General features: G+C 72.6%; 22 protein-coding genes. 15 read left to right on the top strand and 7 right to left on the bottom strand.

What is annotated here, in order from left to right:
* Position 1: 1 nt before the first annotated feature.
* Complete coding sequence (locus tag ABD371_RS31965; protein WP_190126423.1) at positions 2-769, bottom strand: response regulator transcription factor; 768 nt, start codon at positions 767-769, stop codon at positions 2-4.
* A gap of 543 nt (positions 770-1,312) precedes the next feature.
* Here ABD371_RS31965 and ABD371_RS31960 point away from each other — a divergent pair.
* The 3 genes from ABD371_RS31960 to ABD371_RS31950 all read left to right on the top strand — a co-directional run bounded on the left by ABD371_RS31960 (position 1,313) and on the right by ABD371_RS31950 (position 3,719).
* A complete protein-coding gene (locus ABD371_RS31960) occupies positions 1,313-1,567 on the top strand; it encodes a MoaD/ThiS family protein (protein WP_190126422.1) in 255 nt (84 codons plus the stop codon).
* A gap of 9 nt (positions 1,568-1,576) precedes the next feature.
* A complete protein-coding gene (locus ABD371_RS31955) occupies positions 1,577-2,800 on the top strand; it encodes a hypothetical protein (protein ID WP_344484854.1) in 1,224 nt (407 codons plus the stop codon).
* A gap of 169 nt (positions 2,801-2,969) precedes the next feature.
* Positions 2,970-3,719, top strand: coding sequence for an LmeA family phospholipid-binding protein (locus tag ABD371_RS31950; protein ID WP_344484851.1), 750 nt, complete (start codon positions 2,970-2,972; stop codon positions 3,717-3,719).
* Positions 3,720-3,764: 45 nt separating this feature from the next.
* On the opposite strand, the gene ABD371_RS31945 is transcribed toward ABD371_RS31950, so the two are convergent.
* A complete protein-coding gene (locus tag ABD371_RS31945; RefSeq protein WP_344484849.1) occupies positions 3,765-4,376 on the bottom strand; it encodes a TetR/AcrR family transcriptional regulator in 612 nt (203 codons plus the stop codon).
* A 292-nt stretch (positions 4,377-4,668) separates the two neighbouring features.
* Here ABD371_RS31945 and ABD371_RS35900 point away from each other — a divergent pair, with 292 nt between their 5' ends.
* The 4 genes from ABD371_RS35900 (at position 4,669) to ABD371_RS31930 (ending at position 6,516) form a co-directional block, all read left to right on the top strand.
* Positions 4,669-4,752: a putative leader peptide gene (locus ABD371_RS35900; RefSeq protein WP_360651805.1), complete on the top strand. Its 84-nt coding sequence runs from the start codon at positions 4,669-4,671 to the stop codon at positions 4,750-4,752.
* A 143-nt stretch (positions 4,753-4,895) separates the two neighbouring features.
* Positions 4,896-5,735: a sulfurtransferase gene (locus ABD371_RS31940; protein ID WP_190126418.1), complete on the top strand. Its 840-nt coding sequence runs from the start codon at positions 4,896-4,898 to the stop codon at positions 5,733-5,735.
* Positions 5,736-5,768: 33 nt separating this feature from the next.
* Complete coding sequence (locus ABD371_RS31935) at positions 5,769-6,056, top strand: DUF1416 domain-containing protein (protein ID WP_127832476.1); 288 nt, start codon at positions 5,769-5,771, stop codon at positions 6,054-6,056.
* A gap of 181 nt (positions 6,057-6,237) precedes the next feature.
* On the top strand, positions 6,238-6,516 hold the full coding sequence (locus ABD371_RS31930; RefSeq protein ID WP_344484843.1) for a DUF3099 domain-containing protein: 279 nt from the start codon (positions 6,238-6,240) through the stop codon (positions 6,514-6,516).
* Positions 6,517-6,531: 15 nt separating this feature from the next.
* Here ABD371_RS31930 and ABD371_RS31925 read toward each other — a convergent pair whose 3' ends face one another.
* Complete coding sequence (locus ABD371_RS31925) at positions 6,532-6,894, bottom strand: DsrE family protein (protein ID WP_344484840.1); 363 nt, start codon at positions 6,892-6,894, stop codon at positions 6,532-6,534.
* Positions 6,895-7,251: 357 nt separating this feature from the next.
* On the opposite strand from ABD371_RS31925, the gene ABD371_RS31920 reads away from it, so the two are divergent.
* From ABD371_RS31920 to ygfZ, 3 genes are all read left to right on the top strand, one after another.
* Positions 7,252-7,824 (top strand): heme-binding beta-barrel domain-containing protein, encoded by a 573-nt coding sequence (locus ABD371_RS31920; protein ID WP_344484837.1) that lies wholly within the window; start codon positions 7,252-7,254, stop codon positions 7,822-7,824.
* 96 nt (positions 7,825-7,920) lie between these two features.
* A complete protein-coding gene (locus tag ABD371_RS31915; RefSeq protein ID WP_344484834.1) occupies positions 7,921-8,358 on the top strand; it encodes a Fur family transcriptional regulator in 438 nt (145 codons plus the stop codon).
* Between the two features lie 18 nt (positions 8,359-8,376).
* On the top strand, positions 8,377-9,342 hold the full coding sequence (ygfZ, locus tag ABD371_RS31910; protein ID WP_344484968.1) for a CAF17-like 4Fe-4S cluster assembly/insertion protein YgfZ: 966 nt from the start codon (positions 8,377-8,379) through the stop codon (positions 9,340-9,342).
* A gap of 41 nt (positions 9,343-9,383) precedes the next feature.
* On the opposite strand, the gene dtd is transcribed toward ygfZ, so the two are convergent.
* Positions 9,384-9,821 carry a D-aminoacyl-tRNA deacylase gene (gene dtd, locus ABD371_RS31905; protein WP_344484831.1) on the bottom strand — a complete coding sequence of 146 codons (438 nt, stop codon included), beginning with the start codon at positions 9,819-9,821 and terminating at the stop codon, positions 9,384-9,386.
* Positions 9,822-9,937: 116 nt separating this feature from the next.
* On the opposite strand from dtd, the gene ABD371_RS31900 reads away from it, so the two are divergent.
* Both ABD371_RS31900 and ABD371_RS31895 read left to right on the top strand, forming a co-directional pair.
* Complete coding sequence (locus ABD371_RS31900; RefSeq protein WP_344484828.1) at positions 9,938-10,603, top strand: RsiG family protein; 666 nt, start codon at positions 9,938-9,940, stop codon at positions 10,601-10,603.
* A 48-nt stretch (positions 10,604-10,651) separates the two neighbouring features.
* The gene (locus tag ABD371_RS31895; protein ID WP_344484825.1) at positions 10,652-11,614 is read left to right on the top strand and encodes an asparaginase; all 963 of its coding nucleotides are present in this window, start codon (positions 10,652-10,654) and stop codon (positions 11,612-11,614) included.
* 73 nt (positions 11,615-11,687) lie between these two features.
* Here the strand turns inward: ABD371_RS31895 and ABD371_RS31890 are convergent, their stop codons facing one another.
* Together ABD371_RS31890 and ABD371_RS31885 are read right to left on the bottom strand one after the other, a co-directional pair.
* Entirely contained in the window at positions 11,688-12,452 is a 765-nt protein-coding gene (locus ABD371_RS31890; RefSeq protein WP_344484822.1) for an ABC transporter permease, read from the bottom strand.
* The gene (locus ABD371_RS31885) at positions 12,445-13,530 is read right to left on the bottom strand and encodes an ATP-binding cassette domain-containing protein (protein ID WP_344484965.1); all 1,086 of its coding nucleotides are present in this window, start codon (positions 13,528-13,530) and stop codon (positions 12,445-12,447) included. The genes ABD371_RS31890 and ABD371_RS31885 overlap by 8 nt, the downstream gene beginning before the upstream one ends.
* A gap of 95 nt (positions 13,531-13,625) precedes the next feature.
* Between ABD371_RS31885 and ABD371_RS31880 the strand changes: the two genes are divergently transcribed.
* From ABD371_RS31880 to ABD371_RS31870, 3 genes are read left to right on the top strand one after another with little or no spacing between them, the layout of a single operon-like run.
* Positions 13,626-14,411: a TetR/AcrR family transcriptional regulator gene (locus ABD371_RS31880; RefSeq protein ID WP_344484818.1), complete on the top strand. Its 786-nt coding sequence runs from the start codon at positions 13,626-13,628 to the stop codon at positions 14,409-14,411.
* 46 nt (positions 14,412-14,457) lie between these two features.
* Positions 14,458-15,084, top strand: a complete 627-nt coding sequence (locus ABD371_RS31875) for a TetR/AcrR family transcriptional regulator (protein WP_344484815.1) — start codon at positions 14,458-14,460, stop codon at positions 15,082-15,084.
* A 42-nt stretch (positions 15,085-15,126) separates the two neighbouring features.
* Positions 15,127-17,262 (top strand): HelD family protein, encoded by a 2,136-nt coding sequence (locus tag ABD371_RS31870; RefSeq protein ID WP_344484813.1) that lies wholly within the window; start codon positions 15,127-15,129, stop codon positions 17,260-17,262.
* Here ABD371_RS31870 and ABD371_RS31865 read toward each other — a convergent pair whose 3' ends face one another.
* Positions 17,263-18,393, bottom strand: coding sequence for a selina-4(15),7(11)-diene synthase (locus ABD371_RS31865; protein ID WP_344484810.1), 1,131 nt, complete (start codon positions 18,391-18,393; stop codon positions 17,263-17,265).
* Positions 18,394-18,976: the final 583 nt, after the last annotated feature.

The raw sequence follows: 18,976 nt of genomic DNA, 5'->3' as shown, positions 1-18,976 counted from the left end.
CCTACCTCTGGGCAGGCCGTACAGAGGCTTTCTGCTGCTCGGAGGCTTCCTCCGAACGGGCGATGGCCGAGGCGGCCTCCGCCGCCTCCCGCTCCGCCTTCTCCGGCACCACGAAGCGGTAGCCCACGTTCCGCACGGTTCCGATGAGCGACTCGTGCTCCGGGCCGAGCTTGGCGCGCAGCCGCCGCACATGGACGTCGACCGTCCGCGTACCGCCGAAGTAGTCGTAGCCCCAGACCTCCTGGAGCAGCTGCGCGCGGGTGAAGACCCGGCCGGGGTGCTGCGCCAGATACTTCAGCAGTTCGAATTCCTTGAAGGTCAGATCGAGGACCCGGCCCTTGAGCTTCGCGCTGTAGGTGGCCTCGTCCACGGAGAGGTCGCCGTTGCGGATCTCCATGGGGGAGTCGTCGGAGGTGATCTGCCGGCGGCCCATCGCCAGCCGCAGCCGGGCCTCGACCTCGGCCGGTCCGGCGGTGTCGAGGAGGACGTCGTCGACGCCCCAGTCGGCGGTGACGGCGGCGAGCCCGCCCTCGGTGACCACGAGGATCAGCGGGGAGCCGGGTCCGGTGGAGCGGAGCAGCTGGCAGAGGGAGCGGATCTGGGGGAGGTCGCGGCGGCCGTCGACCAGGATCACATCGGCGCCCGGGGTGTCGACCAGGGCGGGGCCCTCGGCGGGGGCCACCCGCACGCTGTGGAGCAGCAGCCCGAGGGCGGGGAGCACCTCCGCCGACGGCTGGAGGGCGTTGGTCAGCAGCAGGAGGGAGCTCATCGTGTCCCACCCGCCTGTGCCCGGGGCGTCGTCTTGAGGTCGTGCACGGTTCGCTCACCCATAACGTCGTTTCCCTCCTCGGTCCCTGCGAGGACGTGGTGCTGCGGCCCTGCTTCGTACGGTTGGTTCACCTGTCTGTAACAACAGTCAGGAAACACAAAAGGACCCGGGGGCTGCGTCGCCCTGGATCCTCTCCCGAGCACAATAGCCCACATGCGTTCTGAGCCAGAGGGCTGATTTCACCCTGTGGACGCCTCTTCGGCCGGGGACCGCTCCTGGTACAAAACTACCTGTACCGTCCTCTTTCCGTCGGGTGACGGCAGGATCGACGCGCGGTGACACTGCGCCGTGGGCGGGCGCCGTGAGCTTGCGCACGCTCCGGCGGTTCCAGGTGGTTCCGGAATTCGAGGGGCGCACGGAAGCACGGACGGTGGCGCGGGGGTCGCCCACGGCGTGGACGGCGCACCGGAAGCGGCCGTACGCCGGGCAGCGCCCGGTGCGGATGGCTCATGATGGTTGCCGACGAGGGGAAGGGAGCCGGGCATGCCCGCGGGGACGATCCGCTACTGGGCCGCGGCCAAGGCCGCCGCCGGGAGACCGGAGGAGCCGTACACGGAGGCGACGCTCGCCGAGGCGCTCGACGCCGCGCGGCGCAGGCACCCGGGGGAGCTGGTGCGCGTCCTGAAGCGATGCGCCTTCCTCGTCGACGGCGATCCCGTCGGGACCCGTGACCATGAGACGGTACGGCTTGCCGAGGGCGGCACGGTCGAGGTGCTCCCGCCGTTCGCAGGAGGGTGAACCCACAGCATGAGCAGTGATCAGCAGTATCCGTACGGGCAGCCGCAGCACCAGCAGCCGTACCAGCAGCAGCCGCCGTACCAGGGACAGTACGACCCGTATCAGGGCCAGTACCAGGGGCAGCCGCAATATCAGCCCCAGCCCCAGCAGCAGTACCAGGACCCTTACGCCCCGCAGCAGGACGGCGCGGCGCAGACCTGGGAGGGGGAGACCTGGGACACCCAGTACCAGCCGACGATAACCCCCGAGCACCACGCGCCCCCGGCCCCCGCCGCCGAGGAGACCGCCTATCTCCCGCCCGTCCGGAGCGGCCCGCCCGTCCGGAGCGGCCCGCCCGTCCGGACCGGCTCGCACGCGCTGCCGCCCGAGAACCCGGCGGCGGCCTACCCGCCCCCGGCCCCGGTACCGGCCGCGCCCGCCCCCGAGCCGCCCGCCGGCTACAGCGCCCCGACGATGGGCGGGAACGCCCGGATCACCGACGCCCAGCGCGCCCGCGCCGAGGGCCGCTCGCCGATCATCCCGCCGGGCATCGAGCCCGCCGCCCTGACCGCCGGGCTCGGACTGCTGCTCGCGGTCGGCGCGGGCATCGGCTCGTACGGGCTGCTGGTCCCGCTCGTACTGCTCCAGGCGGTCACCGCCGCCGGATGGTTCCGGCTGAACGGCATGTGGCCCGCCCGCCAGGGCATCGCGCTCGCCTTCGCGGGCGGTCTCGTCGCGGACGCCGTACTGCTCGGGGTCGGCAAGGAGCACGCGCCCGCCGCGATCCTCGGCACGCTCGGCATCTGGGTGCTGCTCATCCTCGTGCTCCAGCTGCGCAGCGCCGCGGGCGCGGACGAGCGGATGCAGGGACTGATGGCGACGGTCGTCTCGGCGGCGCTCGCCGTCCTCGCGACCGGCTTCCTGGCCGCCGCCGACTACGCCGTGATCACCGGCGGTATCGCGGTCGCCGCGGCCGTCGTGGTCCGCGCGCTGCCGCTGCCCGCCGTCGCGTCCATGGCGCTGGCGCTGCTGGCGGGCGCGGGCGCGGGGCTCGCCGCCGGCGGGATGACCGTCGTCGGCTCCTCCCAGGGAGCGCTGCTGGGGCTCGTGGCCGGCGTGCTCGCCCTGGTCGGACTGCGGGTGGCGAGCTACGACTACCCCTCCCGCTTCGTGCACTTCACGGCCGGGGTGGCGCTGCCGCTGACCGCCGCCGCGCCCGGGATCTATCTCCTCGGCCGCGTTTTCGCGCCCTAGCCGCACCGAGGCGGCCCGGGCGGGGCCGGAGACGCCCCCGCCCGGGCCGTACGGAACCATTGGCCGTGCCCGTACGTCGATGAGTACCGAGAAGGCGTCGTCGGCCGGGAGCCCCCGGACCGGGGGAGGGGGCGCGGAAGTCGGACACATCAGTGGGGGACACCGGACAATGCGCGCACTGCGAATACTTCTGATCATCGCCGTGATCCTCGGCATCGTCTTCACCGGTGTGGACCGTCTCGCGGTCAATATCGCGGAGTCCCAGGTGGCCGAGAAGGTCAAGGCCCGGCAGGGCCTGCCCGCCACCCCCGAGGTGTCGATCAAGGGCTTCCCCTTCCTCACCCAGGTCATGGACAAGAACCTCGACGAGGTCGACATCGCGCTCTCCGACATCACCGCGGGGACCGGCGACCGGACCGTCGAGGTCACCGACGTCAGGGCCGAGCTGACCGGGGTGCGGATCGGCGCGGACTACAGCTCCGCCGTGGCCTCCCGGGCCGAGGGCTCCGCCCACATCGCGTACAAGGATCTGAGCCATGCCGCCCCCAAGGGCGCGTCCATCGGCTGGGCGGGGGCCGAGCGGGCCGCGAAGAACCAGGTCAAGCTGGTCGGCCCGCTGGTGGATCTGCTCAAGGGCGCGGGCATCCCGGTCCCCGCGGCGATCGAGACGCTGGTCGGGGACCAGAAGATCACCGCCTACAGCACGGTCGAGCTGAGCGAGTCCGGCGCGCTGCGGCTGAAGGCCGACTCCCTGCCGGAGCTGCCGGTGCCGGGCTTCGAGGACCAGCTGCGCGAGGCCGTCGACCACGAGCTGAAGATCGAGGGGATGCCGGCCGGGATCGTCCTCGACCGGCTGGAGGCGACCGAGAGCGGTCTGAAGATCATGGGCACCGGCAAGGACGTCGGCCTCGCCGGTTAGCCCGTCCTGTCGTCCTGTCGTCCTGTCGGCCCGGGGCTCCGGGGGCTACCGGTGGAGCGCGATCAGCTCCGCGAGATGGCGCCCTGCGAGCAGCAGCGGGCGCTCGTCCTGGCAGACCTGGGCGGCCAGCTCCGCGCCCTCCAGGGTGCTGACCACGGTGACGGCCAGCTCCCGCGCGGTCTCCTCGGCCATGCCCGAGGCGAGGAGGCGTTCGGCGACGAGCCCCTGCCAGCGGGTGAACGCCTCGGCGGCGGCGTGCTGGATGTCGGGGAAGCGCGCGGCCGTCCCCAGCGAGGTCGCGGTGACCGGGCAGCCGTCGGCCCAGCCGGACTCCCGCAGCCCGTCGGCGAGGCTCCGGGTGAGCGCTTCGAGGGCCTCGCCGAGGGTGCCTTCGGCGGCCAGGGTCTCCCCCAGGATGCCGGTGAACTCCTCGTCGCCCCGGTGCACGGCGGCGACGGCCAGCTCCTGCTTGCCGCCGGGGAAGAAGTGGTAGACGGAGCCCAGGGTCGCCCCGGCCTCCTGGGCGATCTGCTTGATCCCGGTGCCGTCGTACCCCTGCCGCTGCATCAGTGTGGAGGCCGCCCGGACGATCCGCTCCCGGGTGCCGGGCCGGTCGTCGGATGCCGGGTCCGTCTGCTGCCGTGTCCTGGTCTGCATTCTCCTGAATTTACTGGATTGAACGACCATTACAGAACCCCGCGTGCCCGGCTCCGCAGAAGGTTCCGCGCCGGGTCCGCGCCGGGTCCGCGCCCGCCGGGCCGGGTTCAGGGCCGTATGGCCGCATGGTGAGACAACGCTGTCCGATGGGCAGAAGCCAGGGCGCGTGAGCTGGCAACGCGCCCCCTTCGAGCCGCGCGCGCCCCTCTTTCGTATCAAATACCGGACGATCGCGTCTCAATATTCGACACACCGGTGACATTGCCCCCGATCCGTCCCTACGATCGGCCCTATGAAGCAGCGACAGGCGGATCTCACGAAGCGGCGGGCAGTCGACCTGTGCCGCGTCGCCGCCATGCTCTGTCGCCTCGTCTGAAAGAGAGCGCCCGCGCTCCCTTCCCTCCGGCCCTTCGACCTCTCTGATCAGGGCCGCCCCTCGTGCGGTACGCCGCTCCCGACGTGTACCCGCGCAGCGTTTTTCGTACCACCCGCCGCACACTGCCCCGGAGGAGAAACAGCATGAGCCGCAGCGACGTCCTGGTCGACGCCGACTGGGTCGAGGCCCACCTCAATGACCCGCAGGTCGCCATTGTCGAGGTCGACGAGGACACCTCGGCCTACGAGAAGAACCACATCACGAACGCGATCCGGATCGACTGGACCAAGGACCTCCAGGACCCGGTCCGCCGTGACTTCATCGACCAGGAGGGCTTCGAGAAGCTCCTCTCGGCCAAGGGCATCGCGAACGACACCACCGTGATCCTCTATGGCGGCAACAACAACTGGTTCGCCTCCTACGCGTACTGGTACTTCAAGCTCTACGGCCACGACAGCGTCAAGCTGCTCGACGGCGGCCGCAAGAAGTGGGAGCTGGACTCCCGCGACCTGGTCGAGGCCGTCCCGACGCGCCCGGCCACCGAGTACAAGGCCAAGCCGCAGAACTCGGCGATCCGCGCCTTCCGTGACGACGTCGTCGCCGCGATCGGCACCCAGAACCTGGTCGACGTGCGCTCCCCCGACGAGTTCAGCGGCAAGCTGCTCGCCCCGGCGCACCTCCCGCAGGAGCAGTCGCAGCGCCCCGGCCACGTGCCCAGCGCCCGCAACATCCCGTGGTCCAAGAACGCCAACGACGACGGCACCTTCAAGTCGGACGACGCCCTGAAGGCGCTCTACGTCGACGAGCAGGTCGACCTGGCGAAGGACACCATCGCCTACTGCCGTATCGGCGAGCGCTCGGCCCTGACCTGGTTCGTCCTGCACGAGCTGCTCGGTGTCGAGAACGTCAAGAACTACGACGGCTCGTGGACCGAGTACGGCTCCCTGGTCGGCGTGCCGATCGAGCTCGGCGCCGGCAAGTAACCCCGACCCGCGGACATTTGGAGAGCTGAGAGTATGTGTGGAGCGAAGGCCGGCGGCCCCGACGCCTCGACGATCAAGCCCGGTGAGACGACGATCCAGGGACAGGTGACCCGCGACGGCGAGCCCGTCACCGGCTACGTCCGTCTGCTGGACTCGACCGGCGAGTTCACCGCCGAGGTCCCGACCTCGGCCACCGGACAGTTCCGTTTCTACGCTGCCGAGGGCACCTGGACGCTGCGCGCCCTGGTGCCGGGCGGCACGGCGGACCGTACGGTCGTCGCGCAGACCGGTGGTCTGGCAGAGGTCGCTATCGCGGTCTGAGCGCCGGCACCGCGATCGCGGGTGACCCCGGGACACCGTCCGGAGGTCACACCGAACGGCCGAAGGGCCGCACCCCAGGGGGTTGGACGCCACTGGATCGGGGTGCGGCCCTTCGGTCGTGCCGCCGGAGCGCCGCGTCTCCGCAGGGTGCGGGACAGGCTCCGCGCCGTACCCTGGAGGCATGTACGCGCGGCGTCGGCGTGTCTATTTCCTGCTGATGGGCGGATGCCTGTTCCTCTTCGTCTCCGCCTGGGCCCTCGTACGCCTCTGGTCGGTGCCGGCGGCCGTCGCCATGTGCGTCGTCGCCATGGTCATCCCGCCGGTCGCGGCGATGATCGCCAACCGGCGGGGCCCGGAGGACCGCTGGTGGGACGATCCCTCCGGCGATCCCCAGTCCGACGAGTGGTGGGACGAGCTGGACGGCAAGCGCCGCCGCCCGGGCTCGGACGACCGTCAGTAGACCGTCGGCGGACCGTCAGTAGACGAGTGCCTGCACACCGTCCGGCATGATCTCGCTGACGAAGACCTGGGCCCCCGCGATCCGTACGCCCTCCAGCACATCCGCCTCCGTGATCTCCCGGCGCGCCGCGCACTGGGTGCACAGGGTGATCTGTCCGGCGGCCAGGATCGAGTCGAGCAGATCGGGCAGCGGGGCGGCGTGCGGCAGCTCGAACCCGGCGGCGCGGCCCGGCAGCGCGAACCACGAGGACTCGCCGGTCAGCCAGAGGGACACCTCCACCCCGCTGGCCACGGCGACCGCCGCCACCGTGAAGGCCTGCGAGCAGCGCTCGGGCGCGTCCGCGCCTGCGGTCACCTTGATCACGAGCTTTTTCGCCATGCCCGAACTCTAGTGCGCGCCCCATGCGCGCCCTGCCCGCGCCCCGCCCGTACCCCCAGGTCGTCCCGGCCGCCGGGCGGGGCGACCTCACCGGGATCCCCGGGCCCCCACCCATTAGGCTGGTGCCGGACCCCGACTCACTGTCGAGCCGTCCTGCCCACCGCTCATCCGAGGAGCACCCGTGCTTGAGGCATTCTTCGAAGCCCTGCTGGTCCTGGTCTGCATCGGCGTCACCGCCTTCGCCTTCCTGGCCGTGAAGAAGCTGTACCAGGGCCAGCGCTAGCGGCACGCGCGGATCCCCCTGCCACCGCCCGACGGCGTACCCCGCCGACGTACTACAGATCGCCAGAGCTGCTCATGATCGAGATTCCGTCCGACCTGAACCCGGACCTCGTCCCTCTCTTCTTCCTCCTCGGCACCTGGGAGGGCGCGGGCGTCTCCGACTTCCCCGGCTCCGAGAAGTGCAACTTCGGCCAGTCCGTGACCTTCAGCCACGACGGCCGGGACTTCCTGGAGTACGTCTCGCACAGCTGGGTCCTCGACGCCGAGGGCAACAAGGTCCGGCCGCTGGAGAGCGAGCACGGCTACTGGCGTGTCGACAAGGACCGCAAGGTCGAGGTCGTCATGGTCCGTGACCAGGGCATCGTGGAGATCTGGTACGGCGAGCTGGCCGACCAGAAGCCGCAGATCGACCTGGTCACCGACGCCGTCGCCCGTACCGCCGCCTCCGGCCCGTACAGCGGCGGCAAGCGGCTCTACGGCTATGTGAAGAGCGATCTGATGTGGGTGGGCGAGAAGGCCACCCCCGAGGTTCCGCTCCGGCCGTACATGTCGGCGCATCTGAAGAAGGTCGTCACCCCCGAGCAGGTCGAGAACTGGGCCAAGGACCTCGGCGACCTCCCGGACGACGGAATCGCCTTCTTCAAGTAGGAATGCCCCGGGCCCTTCCGGCCCGGACCCCGGCGAGAGCGGGGAGAGCGGCTCGCGGCAAGAGGCCCGTGCCGCTCTCCCGCCTACACTGGGGGCGTGGTGAGCACCGACTGGAAGAGTGATCTGCGGCAGCGCGGCTACCGGCTGACCCCCCAGCGCCAGCTTGTCCTGGAGGCGGTCGACGCGCTGGAGCACGCCACCCCGGACGACATTCTTCGCGAAGTGCGCAAGACCGCCTCCGGCATCAACATCTCCACCGTCTACCGGACCCTGGAGCTGCTGGAGGAGCTGGGCCTGGTCTCCCACGCGCATCTCGGCCACGGAGCCCCCACGTACCACCTCGCCGACCGCCATCACCACATCCACCTCGTCTGCCGTGACTGCACCGGTGTGATCGAGGCCGATGTCGAGGTCGCCGCCGACTTCACCGCGAAGCTCCGCGAGACCTTCGGGTTCGACACCGACATGAAGCACTTCGCGATCTTCGGCCGTTGTGGCGACTGCACGGCTGGGGCTTCAACTACCGAGTCGTAGGCTTTCCCCATGGCCACCGTGAAGAGCCCACTGCTGTCCCTGCCCGGCGCCGTGCCCGCCGAGGGCGCCGACGAAGGCGTCGCCGCGCACTACGGCGACCTCTTCCGCGAACAGCGCGCCCTCGCCGCCGGCCAAGGGCTGGTCGACCTCTCCCACCGGGGCGTCGTCACCGTCACCGGCGACGACCGGCTGAGCTGGCTGCATCTGCTGCTCACCCAGTACATGACCGACCTCCCGGCCGGACAGGCCACCGAGGCGCTGGTCCTCTCCGCCAACGGGCACATCGAGCACGCGCTCTATCTCGTCGACGACGGCACCACGGTCTGGGCGCACGTCGAGTCCGGCGGAGCCCCGGCGCTGATCGCCTATCTGGAGTCGATGAAGTTCTTCTACCGGGTGGAGGTCGCCGACCGCACCGACGACATCGCCCTGGTCCACCTCCCCGCCGGCTCGATCGCCACGACCCCGGAGGGCGCCGCCGTGCGGGAGACCGCGTACGGCCGGGATCTCTTCCTGCCCCGCGCCGACCTTGAGGAGTACGCCGCCCTCCACGGCCCGCCGGCCGGGATCCTGGCGTACGAGGCGCTGCGCGTGGAGGGCCACCGGCCCCGCGTCGGCTTCGAGACCGACCACCGCACCATCCCGCACGAGCTGGGGTGGATCGGCACCGCCGTCCACCTCCAGAAGGGGTGCTACCGGGGTCAGGAGACCGTCGCCCGGGTGCAGAACCTGGGCAAGCCGCCGCGCCGGCTGGTCTTCCTCCACCTGGACGGCAGCGAGGTCCATCTGCCCGGCCCCGGCACCCCGGTACGGCTCGCCTCCGAGGGCCAGGACGGCCGCCAGTTGGGCTTCGTCACCAGCTCCGCGCGCCATCACGAGCTGGGGCCGATCGCGCTCGCGCTGGTGAAGCGGAATGTGCCGGTCGATGCGGAGCTGATGGCCGGGGAGACGGCAGCGGCCCAGGAGACCGTGGTCGAGCCCTGACCCCCGGAGCCCCGGCCCCTCGGAGACCGAGGGGCCGGGGCTCAGAGGTCCACTATCACCGTGAACGGGCCCTGGTTCGTCAGCGAGACCCGCATGCTCGCGCCGAACCTGCCCGTCTCCACCCGAGCGCCCAACTCCCGCAGCCGCGCGACCACCTCGGCCACCAGCGGCTCGGCCACCGGCCCCGGGGCCGCCGCGTTCCAGGTGGGGCGACGGCCCTTCCGGGCGTCCCCGTAGAGAGTGAACTGCGAAATCACCAGCAAGGGCGCATTCACGTCCGAGCAGGACTTCTCACCCTCCAGGATCCGCAGCGACCAGAGCTTGCGGGCCAGCCGCTCCGCCTGCTCCGGGGTGTCCTCATGAGTGACCCCCACCAGCACACACAGTCCTTCGCCGACGATCTCGCCGACCGTCTCGGACCCGGACTCGTCCGTCACGACGACGCTCGCGCCGTCCACCCTCTGCACCACCGCACGCATACAGACCAACCTATCTGGGGCTGAACGGGTGCAGAGCACCTGCGTCGGAAGGCGGCGGAGTGGCACGATGCACAAAGGCGGGGTGCCGCACCGGTCAAGGGGACGGAATTACGCATATGAGCACATCTGGAACCGGGCAGCCGGCCGGTCCCTGCACGCCGCCGGCGGCCCCGGCCGCCCTCGCGACGGTGACCGCCCCCCTCCCCCCGGTGCCCCGGCCGCCCCAGCAGCGCACCACCGCGGGCGCGCTCCCGGGCGCGCTCCCGGACCCGCCGCAGTACGATCTGCGCGCCCTGCGCCTGCCGGAGCTGCGCGCCCTGCGCCGGGACTCCCAGCGCGACGAGGCCGACCTCAGCTATGTACGGCGGCTGCTGCACGGCCGGATCGACATCCTCCGCGCCGAGCTGGCCCGGCGCGCCCGGCCGCCGGCCCCGCCGGTGGACCGGCTCGTGGTGGACCGTCTCGTCGTCGACCGGCTCTCCGAGATCCTCGCCGACACCCCCTCGCGGCACCGCACCTCGGCCCGGCATGTGACGCTCTCGCCCCCGCACGGCGAGGAGTACCGGAGGCTCGCCTCCGACATGCTCGCCGATGTGGAGCTGTCCGATCTGACCGCCCGTACGGACGAGGAGCTGCTCGCCGGGACGGGCCGGCTGATCCGCTACGAGCAGCAGGTCTCCGGCCGTCGTCAGCTGCTCCAGCGCACCGCCGACGATTGCAGCGCGGAGATCGCCCGCAGGTACCGTGAGGGAGAAGCCCAAGTCGACGACCTGCTGACCTGAAGCGATCCTTCCGGGAGCGGGTTCTCACCCCCCGCCTGGAGATCGACCATGACCACCGCCGCCGCCCACGCCATACCCCCGGTCCTCGCCGAGGTCGTACGCTCAGGCTTCGTCGAGGGCCACCATCGCGGCTCCCTGGTCGTCCTCGCCGCCGACGGCCGGGTGGAGTTCGCGCTGGGCGACCCGGCGGCCCCGGTCTTCCCGCGCTCCTGCAACAAGCCCTTCCAGGCCGCCGCCGTGCTCCGGGCCGGTCTCGACCTGTCCGGCGAGCGTCTCGCGCTGGCCGCCGCCAGCCACTCCGGCGAGGACTTCCACCTCGGTCTCGTCCGCACCATGCTCGACGAGCACGGGCTGAGCGCCGACGAACTCCAGACCCCGCCCGATCTGCCGCTGGACCCGGTCGAGGCCGAGAGCTATCTCGCCTCGGGACGGGTGCGCGACAGGATCGTCATGAACTGCTCGGGCAAGCACACCGCGATGCTCGCGGCCTGCGCCCGGGGCGGCTGGGACCGCGCGAGCTATCTCGACCCCGCCCACCCCCTCCAGCGGCTCGTCCACACCGTGGTCGAGGAGGCCGCCGGGGAGCCGGTCGCGGCCGTCGGCACCGACGGCTGCGGTGCGCCGCTGTCGGCGATCAGCCTCACCGGGCTCGCCCGGGGGTTCCGCTCCCTGGTGCTGGCGGAGCCGGGCTCGGCCGAGCGCCGGGTCGCGGACGCGATGCGGGCCCACCCGGAGTATGTGGCGGGCACCCGCCGTCCGGACACCTGGCTGATGCGCGAGGTGCCGGGGACGCTCGCCAAGATGGGCGCGGAGGCCGTGCAGGCGATGGCGCTCCCCGACGGCCGGGCCCTCGCCTTCAAGATCGACGACGGTTCGGGCCGGGCGCTGGGCCCGGTGCTCGGCCGGGCGCTGGAGCTGCTGGGGGTCGACTCCCCGGTGGTCTCCCGGATCGGCCGCTCGCCGCTGCTCGGCGGCGGCGCGGAGGTCGGCGCGGTCCGCGCGGCCTTCTGACGGGTTCTGGCCGGGTCCGTGACGCCCGGGTCCCAGGACGGCCGTTCTGAGACCCGGGCTCGGGGTGCGGGCCTCATCGGTTCCGTACCCGGAACAGGGCCGCCGACGCGGCCGTCGACAGCGTGAGGATCCCCGCGCACCACGCCAGTGCGACCCAGGGCTCGTTCCCCACCGGCTCGGCGAGCAGCAGCCCGCGCAGGGACTCGATCAGCGGGGTCACCGGCTGGTGCTCCGCGAAGCCGTGCAGCCAGCCGGGCATGGTGTCGATCGGGACGAACGCGCTGCTCGGATAGGGCAGGAAGACCATGAAGAAGCTGAACCCGCTCGCCGCCTCCGGGGTGCGGGCCAGCAGTCCGACCGCCGTGGAGAGCCAGGAGATCGCCACCACGAAGGCGGTCAGCAGCCCCGCCGCCGCCAGCCAGCCGGCCGGGGACGCGGCGGGGCGGAAGCCGATCAGCAGGGCCGCGCCCAGCACCAGCGCCGTGGAGATGAGATTGCGCAGGGTGCTGGCGACGACATGGCCGGCCAGGATCGACGTACCGCCCACCCCGAGCGAGCGGAAGCGGTCGATGATGCCGCCCTTCATGTCCTCGGTCACCCCGATGGCGGTGGTGGACCCGCCGAAGGCGGCGCAGAGCACGAGGATGCCGGGGACGACATAGGTGACATAGGCGGTGCCGGTGTCGATCGCGCCGCCGAAGAGATAGATGAAGACGGCCATCAGCATCAGCGGCAGCAGCAGCGAGGTGATGACGGCGTCGATGTTGCGGGCGCTGATCCGGATCCGGCGGCCGGTCATCGTCACCGTCCGACCGATCGGGCCGAGGGCGTCAGACATGGGCGGCCTCCTGGTGGGGTGCGGCCTCCCGGCCGGTCAGGGCGAGGAAGACCTCGTCGAGAGTGGCCTGCTCCACCGAGAAGCGGACCACATCGCACCGCTCGGGATCGGCCCGGTCCAGCAGCGCCCGGACCTCGTCCGCGCCGCCGCCCGTGGGGAGGGTGAGGGTCAGGCTGTCGGGGGAGTGCTGGATCTGCCAGGGCCCGCCCGCCTGGGGCGCTCCCCCGGGCCGCGGCCGACCGGTCTCCGGTGCCACCCGCGAGGCGATCCGCAGATACGCCTCCGTGCCGGCGGCGACGAGGTCGAGACGGTGCCCCGAGACCCTCGCCTTGAGCTCGTCGGCCGAGCCCTGCGCGATCAGCCGGCCGCCGTCGACCAGCGCGATCCGGTCGGCCAGCCGGTCGGCCTCCTCCAGATACTGCGTGGTCAGAAACACCGTTGAGCCCGCCGCCGACAGCTCGCGCACCACCTCCCACAGCCCTGCCCTGCTGCGCGGGTCGAGCCCGGTCGTCGGCTCGTCGAGGAAGATCACCTCCGGTTCGCCGACCAGCCCGGCGGCGAGGTCGAGCCGCCGGCGCATGCCGCCGGAGTACGTCTCCGCCCGGCGGCGGGCGGCTGCGGTCAGATCGAAGCGCTCCAGCAGCTCGGCGGCCCGGCGGCGCGCGGCCGGCCGGGAGAGACCGCTGAGCCGGGCCGTCATCCGGAGGTTCTCCTCGGCCGTCTGCTTCTCGTCCACCGCCGCGAACTGCCCGGTCAGGCTGATCACGCGGCGGACCGCCGCGCGCTCGGCGACGACGTCGCGCCCGGCGACGCGCGCCAGGCCGCCGTCCGGGGCGGTGAGCGTGGAGAGGATGCGGACGGTGGTGGTCTTGCCCGCGCCGTTGGGCCCGAGGAGGGAGAAGACCTCGCCCCTCTCCACCTGGAAATCGACTCCGGTCAGGACCCGGACGGGCCCGAAGGACTTCCGGAGGCCGATGGCCTCGATGGCCGGTGCGTCGGGCCGGTGGGGTTCGTGCGAGGCGGTGCGGGACCTGGTGCGAGAGGTGTGGGCGGTGGGCGAGGTGCGCCGTCGATACATGGCCAACCCTTCTGCGTATGCCATACGCGTTATTGCGTAAGGGTTACGCATTACTAGGATGGGCGTCAAGCCGACGGCCGAGGGCGAGGGGTGTGATGAGGGACAGCAGCGAGGCGGACACGGGTCTGCCCGCCAGCATCGAAGCCGCGTGGGGCCTGCGCGGGCGCCCCGCCAAGGGGCCCCGTCCCGGGCTGAGCCTGGAGCGGATCGTGGCCGCCGCGGTCGCCCTGGCGGCGGCGGAGGGGCTCGACGCGGTCTCGATGGGCCGGGTCGCCAAGGAGCTGGGCGTCTCGACCATGTCCCTCTACCGCTATGTCGCGGCCAAGGGCGAGCTGTACATCCTGATGCTGGAGGCGGCCGTGGGCCCGCCGCCCCCGGCCCCGGACCCCGGCACCGGCTGGCGCGAGGCGCTCGCGGCCTGGGCGGCGGCGCACCGCGCGGCCCTGCGGCGCAACCTCTGGGTCCTGCGCATCCCCGTCTCCGGGCCGCCCGCCACCCCCAACTCGGTGGCCTGGTGGGAGCAGGGGCTCGCGGCCCTGGAGGAGACCGGCCTCGACGAGGGCCAGAAGCTGTACGTGATCATGCTGGTCACCGGGTTCGTCCGGGACGAGGCGCTGGTGACGGCGGACCTCGCCGCGGCGATCGACTCCACCGGACTCACCGCCGACCAGGTCATGCGCCGCTACGGCCGCACCCTCCAGCGCCTCGCGGACCCGGCCCGCTACCCCTCCGTCGCCCGGGCCCTCGCCTCCGGCGTCCTCCTTGAGCCGAACGACCCGGACCGGGAGTTCTCCCTCGGGCTGAGCATCCTCCTGGACGGTGTGTCCGCCCTGATCGCCCGGCACGGCCACGCGGAGACCCCCGCCGGCCCCCAGGTCTGAGACCTGCGGCCCACCCGCGGCCGGGCCGCCCCGTACGCTCGGCCCCATGAGCGGTGACGAGGCGGGCGGCGGCCTGCGGGAACGCAAGAAGCGCCAGACATATCAGGCGATCTCCGACGCGGCGATCGCCCTCTTCCTCGCGAAGGGCTTCGGCCCGGTCTCCGTCGCCGAGATCGCCGCCGCCGCCGGGATCTCCAAGCCGACCCTCTTCCGGTACTTCCCCGCCAAGGAGGACCTGGTACTGCACCGCCTGGCCGACCACGAGGGCGAGGCCGCCCGGGTGGTGGCCGGCCGGCCGCCGGGCCTCTCGCCGCTGGACGCCCTGCACCGCCACTTCCTGGCGGGTCTGGACCGGTACGACCCGGTGACCGGGGTCAACGACGAGCCCGAGGTGCTCGCCCTGCACCGGCTGCTGTACGGGACGCCGAGCCTGGTCGCGCGGCTGCACACCTTCCAGGGCCGCTCGGAGCTCGCGCTCGCCGAGGCGCTCGGCGGCGGTGTCCGGGGGCGGCTGGCGGCCGGGCAGATCATCGCCGTACAGCGGATCCTCGCCGAGGACAGCTGGCGGCGGATCGCGGCGGGGGAGAGCGCGGCCCTCGTCCGCCCCGGCGCGGTGGAGGCCGCCGGGATCGCCTTCGGGCAGCTCAAGGACGGCCTGGAGCCACATTCCTGAACTCGGTTAAAAATGTAACTCGGTTACGCTAGCCTCGCTGCAATGACCGACCTCAGCCATGTCCCCAGCCATGCCCCCAGCCGTGCCCTGGACCAGGCCCTGGACCATGCCCTGTGCCAGGAGCGCGCCCACCACGAGGCCTGCCGCGCCGCCCTCTCCGCTATGACCGACGACGCCGCGCGCTCCGTCCGTACGGGAGAGAACGCCTTCGCGTCCGGTGCCGACGCCGAAGTGCTCGGCCGCCATCTCCGCGGTCTGGCAAAGGAACTACGCGCGGAACCCGAAGGTCCGCTGTTCTTCGGCCGGCTGGACTTCGCCGCCGCCGATGCCGCCGATGCCGCAGATGCCTCCCAGGCGGGGGAGCACAGCGGGCAGAGCTACCACATCGGCCGCCGCCGGATCACCGAAGACCCCCTGAGGCCACCCCTGGTCATCGACTGGCGGGCCCCCGTCTCCCGCGCCTTCTACCAGGCGAGCCCCCGCGACCCCCAGGGCGTCGCGGTCCGCCGCCGCTTCGGCTGGGCCCCCTTCGCCACCGGTGAACCGGCGGATCTCACCGGCATCGAGGACGAACCGCTGAGCCTGCCCGCCCCGGGCTCCGGCCCCGGCACGGGTCCCGTGCCCAGCGCCGTCGTGGTCCGGGAGATCGAGCGCCCCCGCCTCGGCCCGATGCGCGACATCGCCGCCACCATCCAGCCCGAACAGGACGACCTCGTACGCTCGGAACCCACCCGCTCCCTCTGTGTGCAGGGCGCGCCGGGCACCGGGAAGACCGCCGTCGGCCTGCACCGCGCCGCCTATCTCCTCTACGCCCACCCCCAGCGCGTCCGGCGCGGCGGGCTGCTCGTCCTCGGCCCCGGCCGCGCCTTCCTCGCGTACATCTCCGAAGTCCTGCCCGCCCTCGGGGAGAGCGGCGTCCGCCAGTCGACCATCGACGAGGAGATCGCCGCCCACGAGATCCGGGCCCAGGACGACCCCGCCGCCGAGGCCGTCAAACACGACGCGCGCATGGCCGGGGTGCTGCACCGGGCGCTGTACGCGAGGGTCGCCCCGCCCGCCGAGGGGATCACCGTTCCCGACGGCTCCTACCGCTGGCGGATCCCGCGGGAAGAGCTGGCCGGCATCGTCGCCGAGGTGCGCGCCGAGGCCCCGCCGTACGCCGTCGGCCGCGAACGCGTCCGGGGCCGCGCCGTCCGGGCGCTGCGCCGCAGGGCGGAGCGCCGGGCCGGGCCCCGGGGCGAGACCTGGGCCCGGCGGATCGGGCGCGCCCGCCCGGTCGCCGCGTTCGTCGACGAGGTCTGGCCCAGGACCCGCCCCGAGGAGGTGCTCGCCGGGCTGCTCGCCGACCCCGCCGACGGCGCGCTCACCCCGGCCGAGCGGGAGGCGATCCGCTGGGCCCGGCCGCCGCGCTCCCACCGGTCCGCGCGGTGGAGCGCCGCCGATCTGCTGCTCCTCGACGAGTTGGCCGGGCTGATCGAACGGCCGGAGGGCTTCGCCCATGTCGTCGTGGACGAGGCCCAGGACCTCTCGCCGATGCAGTGCCGCGCGATCGCCAGACGCGCCGGTTCCGGCTCGCTGACCGTCCTCGGCGACCTCGCCCAGGGCACCACCCCCTGGGCCGCCCGGACCTGGCCCGGCCAACTAGCCCACCTGGGCCGCCCGGACGCCGCCGTCATCCCGCTGACCACCGGCTTCCGCGTCCCGGCCGCGATCGTGGATTTCGCGGGCCGGCTGCTCCCCGCGCTCGGCGTCGAGGTGCCCCCGGCCTGCTCCCTGCGCGCGGGTGGCGAGCTGACGGTCCGCCGGACGGACGACCTCGCCGCCGCGACCGTCGCCGCGGTGCGCGCCGCGCTCTCCCGCGAGGGCTCGATCGGGGTCATCGCCGACGGCCCCGGCACCGGCGCTCTGCGTGCGGCGCTGACGGCCGCGGGCGTCGAGACGGCCGTCGCCGGGACGCCGGAGGCCGCCGGGGCCGCCGCCCGGGTGACGGTGGTCCCCGCCGCGCTCGCCAAGGGACTGGAGTACGAGCATGTCGTCGCCGTCGAACCCGCCGCGATCGTGGGCGCGGAGCCGCGCGGTACGCATCGGCTGTACGTGGTCCTCACCCGCGCCGTCTCCCGGCTGGACGTCCTGCACCGCCGGCCGCTGCCGCCCGAACTGGCGGGGCCCGCGCTCTGATCAGGCGGTGGCGGTCTGGCGTACCCGCTCGGCCGTCCCCGTCCCCGTGGCCGTGGCCGTGCAGGCCCCCGGTGTGCCGGTGAGTGTCGGCAGATCCCACCACCAGGCCACGACGGGTATGCCCAGCGGCAGATCGCGGTCGTCGGTGGGCCGGTCGCTGAAGGAGGTGGGCAACTGGGCGGGGTCGTGCGGGGTGGTGTAGCGGACGGAGCTGATGCCCCAGTCCTGCGCCGCCCGGACGAAGTGGGTCAGACTGGTGAGATAGCGGCGCAGCTGCGGCCCGGCGGTCGCCATGAGGTCGTCCTTCAGCCGCAGATAGCGGCACATCACCCGGTCGCGCTGGGCCACGGCGGTGGCCAGCGCCTCGTCGGGGGCCATGCCGTGGTGGTGCTCCAGTACGCGGATCACATTGAGCCAGTAGCCCTTGCTCCGGCTCTCCTTGTGGTGGGACAGGATGTCGTTGTCCCAGGTGATGATGAAGGACGCCATCTCGGCGGCGGCCCGGGTGGCGGGGCTGTCGCGCTCGTGGGGCTGGAGTTCATAGCCGTGGCCCATCTCCAGCAGGGGGAGTACGACGGTGGTGGCCCCGTCGTAGAGCCGCATGAGCGTGTAGTCGTCCAGGCCGGGGACGGTGCCGGCGCGGCGGTGTTCGGCCTCCCAGGCGACGGAGAAGAAGTACTCGCGCAGCGCGTCGATCCAGCGGGCGGCCTGGCTGTGGGTGCCGTACCGGGAGACCCTGGCGCGCAGATCGCGGAGTCCGACCGCGAGCGGGTCCCGTTCGAGCAGTGGTGTCTCGGGGTTCTGGGCGATGCGCAGCAGCCGGTGCAGCAGCGCGATCAGATCTCCGGGGCGGTGTCCGAGGTCGCTCTCCTCGCAGCAGCCGTCGTCCACGCCGAAGAGCCAGAGGATGAAGTCGGAGAGCAGGGAGACGACTTCGTCGCGGCCGTCGGGGAGGATCATGGCCGAGAAGGTGCCGATGCCATGGCTGACGAGCCGGGCGCGGAGTTCTTCGGTGCCGATGCCGACGGTCTCGGCCCAGGCGGAGGTCTGGGCGTCTATGGCGGCGTGCCGGGGGTGGATGGCGGGGGGTATGGGGGAGAAGATCGGCGGAATGGTCAGCTCGGGCCCCACTTCGGCCACCTCTCTGCTCTGTCGAATCTGCCTGCCGGGTCCGCGGTGCGGTATCGGACCCGGATCCGGAGGCGCGCTCGGCACGCCCGGTGGGGGCGACGGATATGGGTGCGGGTGCTGCTGCGGGTGCGGGTACGGATCGGCGCTTTGCGAACCGCTGCTTCGCGGGAGGGTGTTGAGCGTCCCGTGCACGGCGGGTCACTCCATGCGACTGATCGAATACGGCGCATCGTACTCACCGGTCACACCCCTTCGAACGGGCCCTTCACGCCACTTCCCGCACGCTCCGGGCCTTCCGTACCGGCGTTGCCGCCCCGTCCGGCGGCCGGTCGCGGGCGACGGCCGGGCGGGTGTGGGCCCCGGAGCGCTTTCGGAGGCAACGGTCCGGAGGGGCAGAGTCCCTGGTGGCGGGGGATCGGCCGGGCTGGAGCGGACGTGGCGCGCCCGGTGGCCGTCCGGGGCTCACCGGGATGCCGGGGCGTCGGTGCCGGGCGGGGGCCGGGGAGTTCGGGGGCGGCGGGGCGTACCTGCCCGAATGACGCCAGAAGCCTCATGAGGGGAGAGCGGTGCGAGTGCGCTGAGT

It is taken from the genome of Streptomyces amakusaensis (assembly GCF_039532665.1).
Lineage (GTDB): Bacteria > Actinomycetota > Actinomycetes > Streptomycetales > Streptomycetaceae > Streptomyces > Streptomyces amakusaensis.
This window is presented reverse-complemented; position numbering and strand designations above follow the sequence as displayed.

Excerpts from the sequence above, each read along its gene's own strand:
- ABD371_RS31945 (WP_344484849.1), bottom strand. The coding sequence starts at position 4,376 with ATGCAGACCAGGACACGGCAGCAGACGGACCCGGCATCCGACGACCGG.
- ABD371_RS31955 (WP_344484854.1), top strand. The coding sequence starts at position 1,577 with ATGAGCAGTGATCAGCAGTATCCGTACGGGCAGCCGCAGCACCAGCAG.
- dtd (WP_344484831.1), bottom strand. The coding sequence starts at position 9,821 with ATGCGTGCGGTGGTGCAGAGGGTGGACGGCGCGAGCGTCGTCGTGACG.
- ABD371_RS31950 (WP_344484851.1), top strand. The coding sequence starts at position 2,970 with ATGCGCGCACTGCGAATACTTCTGATCATCGCCGTGATCCTCGGCATC.
- ABD371_RS31885 (WP_344484965.1), bottom strand. The coding sequence starts at position 13,530 with ATGTATCGACGGCGCACCTCGCCCACCGCCCACACCTCTCGCACCAGG.
- ABD371_RS31925 (WP_344484840.1), bottom strand. The coding sequence starts at position 6,894 with ATGGCGAAAAAGCTCGTGATCAAGGTGACCGCAGGCGCGGACGCGCCC.
- ABD371_RS31895 (WP_344484825.1), top strand. The coding sequence starts at position 10,652 with ATGACCACCGCCGCCGCCCACGCCATACCCCCGGTCCTCGCCGAGGTC.
- ABD371_RS31875 (WP_344484815.1), top strand. The coding sequence starts at position 14,458 with ATGAGCGGTGACGAGGCGGGCGGCGGCCTGCGGGAACGCAAGAAGCGC.
- ABD371_RS31920 (WP_344484837.1), top strand. The coding sequence starts at position 7,252 with ATGATCGAGATTCCGTCCGACCTGAACCCGGACCTCGTCCCTCTCTTC.
- ABD371_RS31940 (WP_190126418.1), top strand. The coding sequence starts at position 4,896 with ATGAGCCGCAGCGACGTCCTGGTCGACGCCGACTGGGTCGAGGCCCAC.
- ABD371_RS35900 (WP_360651805.1), top strand. The coding sequence starts at position 4,669 with ATGAAGCAGCGACAGGCGGATCTCACGAAGCGGCGGGCAGTCGACCTG.
- ABD371_RS31890 (WP_344484822.1), bottom strand. The coding sequence starts at position 12,452 with ATGTCTGACGCCCTCGGCCCGATCGGTCGGACGGTGACGATGACCGGC.
- ABD371_RS31960 (WP_190126422.1), top strand. The coding sequence starts at position 1,313 with ATGCCCGCGGGGACGATCCGCTACTGGGCCGCGGCCAAGGCCGCCGCC.
- ABD371_RS31880 (WP_344484818.1), top strand. The coding sequence starts at position 13,626 with ATGAGGGACAGCAGCGAGGCGGACACGGGTCTGCCCGCCAGCATCGAA.
- ABD371_RS31930 (WP_344484843.1), top strand. The coding sequence starts at position 6,238 with ATGTACGCGCGGCGTCGGCGTGTCTATTTCCTGCTGATGGGCGGATGC.
- ABD371_RS31935 (WP_127832476.1), top strand. The coding sequence starts at position 5,769 with ATGTGTGGAGCGAAGGCCGGCGGCCCCGACGCCTCGACGATCAAGCCC.
- ABD371_RS31870 (WP_344484813.1), top strand. The coding sequence starts at position 15,127 with ATGACCGACCTCAGCCATGTCCCCAGCCATGCCCCCAGCCGTGCCCTG.
- ABD371_RS31965 (WP_190126423.1), bottom strand. The coding sequence starts at position 769 with ATGAGCTCCCTCCTGCTGCTGACCAACGCCCTCCAGCCGTCGGCGGAG.
- ABD371_RS31900 (WP_344484828.1), top strand. The coding sequence starts at position 9,938 with ATGAGCACATCTGGAACCGGGCAGCCGGCCGGTCCCTGCACGCCGCCG.